We start from the raw sequence: 7,311 nt of genomic DNA, 5'->3' as shown, positions 1-7,311 counted from the left end.
ATAGGTTTAAGAAATTTTATTTAGAACCGATACTTTTTGTGGGATAATCATACAATAGTATTGACTGTTTAGGGATAGAAAGAGATTTTGGCATTTAATTTACGTATATATAGTATTTATGTATATATAGTTTTTGATGAGATGAGTTCAAATTTATTTATATCCAGGGTTGAGGTGTAGATTGAAAGGGGCGTGAAAGGGGCGTGAAAGTAGCTGTAAAAGCTACGCTGGCTATGAAAAAACTATTGCATGTAGGATTGGATGTTGGATCGACCACTGTAAAACTGGTTGTACTAGACAATCAAGATAGTATTATTTTCAGTAAATATCAAAGACATTATTCGGATATAAAGAAAACAATATGTTCTCTTCTCAGTGAAGCTTATGAGCTTTTTTCCGATGATGACATAACGATAATGGTCACGGGTTCCGGAGGTATTTCGGTTTCTGAATGGCTTGGGCTTGACTTTATTCAGGAGGTTATTGCGAGCACAAAGGCCATAGAGACCTTTATTCCCCATACAGATGTTGTAATTGAGTTGGGTGGGGAGGATGCAAAGATAACATACTTTGACGGCGGCATTGAACAGAGGATGAACGGAACCTGTGCAGGCGGTACCGGTGCGTTTATTGACCAAATGGCATCCCTTTTGAAAACCGATGCTGCTGGTCTTAATGAACTGGCGAAAAATTATAAAGTTATTTACCCTATTGCGGCAAGATGTGGAGTTTTTGCGAAAACGGATATACAGCCTCTTATAAATGAAGGAGCTTCACGGGAAGATATAGCTGCATCCATTTTTCAGTCAGTGGTAAATCAAACAATTAGCGGACTTGCATGCGGCAAACCCATAAGAGGTAATGTTGCGTTTTTAGGAGGTCCGCTGCAGTTTTTGCCGGAGCTTAGAAAAAGATTTGTCGAGACATTAAAACTTGAAAAGCATCAAATTATTTCACCTTCCAATGCACAGCTTTATGTTGCTTTGGGAGCGGCTTTGTCTTCGAAAAAGGCCAAGGTGATACCTTTTAAATCCCTTGAATCAAAGCTTTCTGTTTTGGACAGTGTGACAGTGCACGAAGTGGAAAGGCTTCAGCCTTTGTTTGAAGACAGCAGGGAGCTGGAGGAGTTTCGTGCAAGGCACCGAAAGAATGCTGTAGCAAGGAGGGATATAAAGAGCTTTGAAGGAAAATGCTATCTTGGCATTGATGCCGGTTCAACAACCACCAAAGCAGTATTGATAGATGAGAACGGGGCTATTTTGTATTCGTATTACGGAAGTAACAATGGAAGTCCCTTAAAATCAGCAGTAAAAATATTAAAAGAAATTTACAGTCAGCTTCCAGATACTGCGGTAATTGCCAATTCAGCCGTTACAGGCTATGGAGAAGGGCTTATAAAGACAGCTCTTGACATTGACATAGGCGAAATTGAGACAATAGCCCACTATAAAGCGGCTGATGCTTTCCTGCCGGGGGTTGAGTTTATTTTGGACATCGGCGGTCAGGACATGAAATGCCTCAAAGTGAAAAATGGCGTTATTGACAGTATTATGCTTAATGAGGCTTGTTCTTCCGGCTGCGGATCGTTTATCGAGACCTTTGCTCATTCGTTGAATATGGATGTGAAGGATTTTGCAAATGAGGCCCTTTTGGCTAAGAATCCTGTTGACCTTGGTTCAAGGTGTACTGTGTTTATGAATTCAAGGGTAAAGCAGGCGCAAAAAGAGGGGGCATCTGTTGGAGATATATCCGCAGGGCTTTCATACTCTGTTATAAAGAATGCTCTGCAGAAAGTTATTAAAATCCGTGACCCGAAACAGTTGGGAGAAAAAGTAATTGTCCAGGGCGGTACGTTTTATAATGATGCGGTGTTGAGAAGCTTTGAGCTGATAGCCGGCAAGGAAGCGGTAAGACCTGATATTGCAGGGCTTATGGGAGCTTATGGAGTAGCCCTTATTGCAAAGGAAAGATATGAAGACGGGCATGAAAGCACAATTTTGAAGGCTGATGAGCTTGACAACTTTAATATTGAAGTGTCAATGAGAAGATGCGGCCTTTGCGGCAACAATTGTCTCCTTACGATAAATACTTTTGCGGGGGGCAAAGAGTTTATATCGGGAAACAGGTGTGAGAGAGGCGCGGGAGTTGAGATAAAGCGGGACGATATTCCCAACCTTTTTGACTATAAGTACAGACGCCTGTTCTCATACAAGCCGTTGGACAGAAGCGAGGCAAAAAGGGGTACTGTGGGCATTCCAAGGGTGCTTAATATGTACGAAAACTATCCATTCTGGTTTACGTTTTTCACGGAGCTTGGATTTAAGGTAGAGCTTTCTGCCAGGTCCTCAAAAAAGATATATGAACTGGGAATGGAGACAATACCGTCGGAATCTGCGTGCTATCCTGCCAAGATTGTTCACGGGCATATAATGAATTTGATAAACAAGAATGTGGACATGATTTTCTATCCGTGTCTGCCATACGAAGTAAAAGAGTATGAAGACTGCACAAATCACTACAACTGTCCTATGGTGACATCCTATCCGGAAGTAATCAAAAACAATATGGATGTCTTGAAAGAGCAGAATATATTGTTTATGAATCCTTTTCTGCCTTTCGATGACAAAAAAAGACTTGCGGAAAGATTGTATGAAGAGTTTAAAAGATTTGGAATTAACTGGAACGAGATAAAGAAGGCTGTGGAAAAGGCTACTAAAGAAGATGAAAAAGCTAAGGCAGATGTAAGGCAAAAGGGGGAGGAAACCCTTGAATACCTTGAAAAGACCGGCAAAAAGGGTATAGTGCTTGCCGGACGCCCATACCATATTGACCCGGAAATCAATCATGGTATTCCCAATATTATTACGGGATTTGGCATGGCAGTTCTTACGGAGGATTCAATAGCCCATTTGGGCAAGGTTCAGCAGCCTCTGAGGGTTGTTGACCAGTGGACATATCATTCAAGGCTTTATAGGGCTGCAAGCTTTGTGAAGGATAAGACCAATCTTGAGCTGGTGCAGCTAAACTCCTTCGGCTGCGGTCTTGATGCCGTAACTACGGACCAGGTGGAGGAAATACTGTCTAGTACCGGAAAAATATATACGGTTTTAAAAATAGATGAGATTGACAACCTAGGTGCCGCAAAGATACGTATACGTTCTTTGAAGGCTGCGATGGACGAAAGGGACAGAAACGGCTTTACAATAAAGAAAGGCGATGCAAGCTGCAAGAAGGTTTTATTTACCGAGGAAATGAGAAAAAGGCATACCATATTGGTACCGCAAATGTCACCTATACATTTCCAATTGTTGGAGGAAGCCTTCAATGTATCGGGATATAACCTGAAAGTATTGCCTTACGTTGATAAGAAAGCTGTAGATGAAGGACTCAAATACGTAAACAACGACGCCTGCTATCCGTCCATAATAGTAGTGGGACAATTGATGGAAGCATTAAAATCGGGAGAATATGACCTGAACAATACTTCCCTCATGATAACCCAGACTGCAGGAGGATGCAGGGCTACAAACTATATTGGATTTATAAGGAAAGCACTAAAGGATGCGGGTTTATCCCATATTCCGGTAATATCCTTGAATTTTGCAGGGCTTGAAAAAAACCCGGGATTCAAATTTACTTTAGGGCTTGCAAACAAGGCACTTATAGCTCTTGTTTACGGAGACCTTCTTATGAGGGTATTGTACAGGGTAAGGCCCTATGAGAAAGTAAAAGGCTCTGCCAATGCGTTGTATGAACATTGGGTGGAGAAATGTAAGGAGTCTATCAGAACGGGAAGCCATAAGACATTTAATGAAAATGTGAGAAAGATAGTGGAAGACTTTGACAACCTGGAAATTTACGGAGTAGAAAAGCCCAAGGTGGGACTTGTGGGTGAGATTTTGGTGAAGTTCCATCCCCAGGCAAACAATAATATTGTTGATATTATTGAAAGAGAAGGCGCAGAGGCGGTAATGCCGGATTTAACCGACTTTTTACTGTACTGTGCCTACAACCAAAACTTTAAGTACACCCATTTGTCCGGCAAAAAGCTTGACTGCATGATTAATAATGCGGCAATTGCGGGAATTGAGTTCTATAGGAGGACAATGAGAAAAGCACTCAACCAAAGCAAACGATTCCATGCTCCTTGCACCATATATGAGCTGGCGGATATGGCATCGGAAATTTTGTCGGTAGGTAACCATACCGGTGAAGGATGGTTCTTGACTGCCGAAATGATAGAACTTATAAAGAGCGGAGCTAAAAACATAGTGTGTATGCAGCCTTTTGCATGTCTTCCAAATCATGTTACCGGAAAAGGCATGATAAAGGAATTAAAGAGGCGTTACCCGGATTCGAATATTGTTGCTGTTGATTATGACCCGGGAGCAAGTGAGGTAAATCAGCTCAACAGGATAAAACTGATGCTGTCCGTGGCGTTTAAGAATCTCAAGAAGGAAGCATCCGAATCAAAAGCAGAGGAAAAGATTCTTGATTATGAGAGTGGGGAGCAAAAAATCAAGACATATGTGTAAAAGAATCTATGCGTTGTTGAATATATAATTGAATAAAAAAACTACTTTGGGATAACCAAAGTAGTTTTTTTATTTTTATGTAAAGTCCGCAATAAAGCAACCAATCATAAAATCATTGTATCCACGCTCATAATGTTGAGGTATGGATCATTGGAATTAATGCTTTTGGAGAACTTGTTCTTGTTAAGGAGATTTTGATGTCCGCAGCAATCACACATAAAATTAAGCCCGTTTAACTTTGAAATTTCCACTTCCGGAAGGTTTAACATGACAGACTTACAGTTGTAGCAAGTTAATGTTTTAAAGTTGTACATAAATATACCTCCTTGTTAGTATGTAGATTGTCTATTACAAAGAATTCAGGGCACAAATAGAAAAAGCGAAAAGGGTTGTGGTAAATAAATCCCTCAACACAGATAATTAAAATTTTATAACGAACTTAATGATATTTAAAGCATACGACTGCAATATTTAACAAATGACAAAAAACCAAAAGAAAAAACAATTTATGTGCAAAACTACATGAAAAAATAAGATTGGAATCAATTCGTTTACATATTACATGATTATACTTCCATTATATATTTTTTGTGGATAAAAATCAATAGTTATCATTAAAAAAATTTTCATGAATATAATCAATATGTGATAGATAGGTTTTTGAAATTTACAGACATATTGCATTGGCCAGACTAAAAAAATTTTGATTAACGGAGGATAAGATGAAAGGATACGGTTTGAGAAAGAGAAAGACTCTTTTTATCAAGTTGCTTAAGATTGCTCTTATAGCACTTCTTTCAATTGGGGCGATAAAAATTGGGACAATGGAAGTTTCACGTCTGCCGAAAAAATTCTTCTTTTCACAAAAAAATTGTGTTATAATTATAAGCTGATAATTTATATGGTTACTATGGATACAATTGACTTCCTATATTCGGCAGGAGGATGAATAAATGGCGAATGAAAGACAAGAGAAAATTAGAAACTTTTGCATTATTGCTCATATAGATCACGGAAAATCGACCCTTGCAGACAGATTGCTGGAGATGACCGGTGTTCTTACCGAAAGGGAGATGGAAGACCAGGTTTTGGATACGATGGAAATTGAGCGTGAGCGCGGTATAACAATAAAAGCTCAGGCTGTAAGAATGGTTTACAAGGCAAAGGACGGGGAAGAGTATATTTTAAACCTGATAGATACCCCCGGACATGTGGATTTTAACTATGAAGTTTCCAGAAGCCTCGCTGCATGTGAGGGAGCAATACTGGTGGTTGATGCTGCCCAGGGAATAGAAGCCCAGACCTTGGCCAATGTTTATCTTGCATTGGAGCACAATCTGGAGATATTACCCGTTATCAACAAGATTGATTTACCCAGTGCCCAGCCCGATGTAGTTAAAAAGGAGATTGAAGACGTAATCGGACTGGATGCAAGCGAAGCACCTTTAATATCCGCAAAAAACGGTATTAATATTGAAGAGGTGCTGGAGAGCGTAGTAAAGAACGTTCCGCATCCTGAGGGAGACGAAAATGCTCCTCTTCGTGCACTTATATTTGATTCGTATTATGACAGCTACAAGGGTGTTATTGTATATATCCGGGTTAAAGAAGGCAGCCTCAAATTGGGAGACAAGGTCAGGATGATGTACACCAACAAGGAATTTACGGTTACAGAGGTTGGTTATATGAAGCCCGGAGGACTTGTTCCTTGCTCGGAGCTTTGTGCCGGTGAGGTGGGTTATTTTGCGGCAAGTATTAAAAATGTAAAGGATACAAGAGTGGGCGATACCGTTACATTAGCAGACAATCCCGCTAAGGAGCCTCTGCCCGGTTATAAAAAGGTAAATCCCATGGTATTCTGCGGAATTTATCCTGCCGACGGTTCCAAATACGGAGATTTGCGCGATGCATTGGAAAAGCTTCAGTTAAATGATGCATCCCTCACTTTTGAGCCCGAATCTTCGGTGGCTTTGGGATTCGGCTTCAGATGCGGATTTTTGGGATTGCTTCATATGGAAATAATTCAGGAGCGTCTTGAAAGGGAATATGACTTTGACCTTGTGACCACTGCTCCTAGCGTTATATACAAAGTGACAAAAACCGACGGTGAGACGATATACATAGACAACCCCACCAATTTGCCGCCGACGGCTGAAATAGAAATTATGGAGGAGCCTATTGTAAAGGCTACCATTATGTCGCCCACCGAGTTTGTAGGAAATATAATGGAACTGTCCCAAGAGAGAAGAGGTATTTACAAGGACATGACCTATATTGACGAAGGAAGAGTCATGCTTACTTACGAGATGCCCCTGAACGAAATAATTTATGATTTTTTTGATGCTTTAAAATCAAGAACAAGGGGTTATGCTTCGTTGGACTATGAGGTTTTGGGATATAGGGAGTCGGACCTTGTCAAACTGGATATTATGCTAAACGGAGAGGTTGTTGATGCTCTGTCCTTTATAGTTCACAAGGACAAGGCATATCCAAGGGGCAGAAGAATTGCCGAAAAGCTTAAGGAGACCATTCCAAGGCAGCAATTCGAGATACCCATACAGGCATGTATCGGCGGTAAAATAATCGCAAGGGAGACAGTAAAAGCATATAGGAAAGACGTCCTTGCAAAATGTTATGGTGGTGACATAACTCGTAAGAAAAAGCTTTTGGAAAAGCAAAAAGAAGGTAAAAAGCGTATGCGCCAGATAGGAAGCGTTGAGGTTCCTCAAGAGGCATTTATGAGTGTTTTAAAACTCGATACTTAAAGTAAAAGATG

Annotated in this window: 4 protein-coding genes; 3 read left to right on the top strand and 1 reads right to left on the bottom strand. The window is 40.4% G+C overall.

From position 1 onward, the window contains the following. Nucleotides 1-233 precede the first annotated feature (233 nt). On the top strand, nucleotides 234-4,535 hold the full coding sequence (locus tag PLH43_RS06525; protein WP_324361317.1) for an acyl-CoA dehydratase activase-related protein: 4,302 nt from the start codon (nucleotides 234-236) through the stop codon (nucleotides 4,533-4,535). 104 nt (nucleotides 4,536-4,639) lie between these two features. Here the strand turns inward: PLH43_RS06525 and PLH43_RS06520 are convergent, their stop codons facing one another. Continuing rightward, entirely contained in the window at nucleotides 4,640-4,849 is a 210-nt protein-coding gene (locus PLH43_RS06520; protein WP_324361313.1) for a hypothetical protein, read from the bottom strand. Nucleotides 4,850-5,257: 408 nt separating this feature from the next. Between PLH43_RS06520 and PLH43_RS06515 the strand changes: the two genes are divergently transcribed. Further along, nucleotides 5,258-5,428, top strand: coding sequence for a hypothetical protein (locus PLH43_RS06515; RefSeq protein WP_324361311.1), 171 nt, complete (start codon nucleotides 5,258-5,260; stop codon nucleotides 5,426-5,428). Between the two features lie 60 nt (nucleotides 5,429-5,488). Further along, nucleotides 5,489-7,300, top strand: coding sequence for a translation elongation factor 4 (gene lepA / locus PLH43_RS06510; RefSeq protein ID WP_324361309.1), 1,812 nt, complete (start codon nucleotides 5,489-5,491; stop codon nucleotides 7,298-7,300). Nucleotides 7,301-7,311: the final 11 nt, after the last annotated feature.

It is taken from the genome of Acetivibrio sp. (genome assembly GCF_035371925.1).
Lineage (GTDB): Bacteria > Bacillota > Clostridia > Acetivibrionales > Acetivibrionaceae > Hungateiclostridium.
Note: the sequence above shows the minus strand (reverse complement) of the source record. Positions and strands in the feature narration are given on the sequence as shown.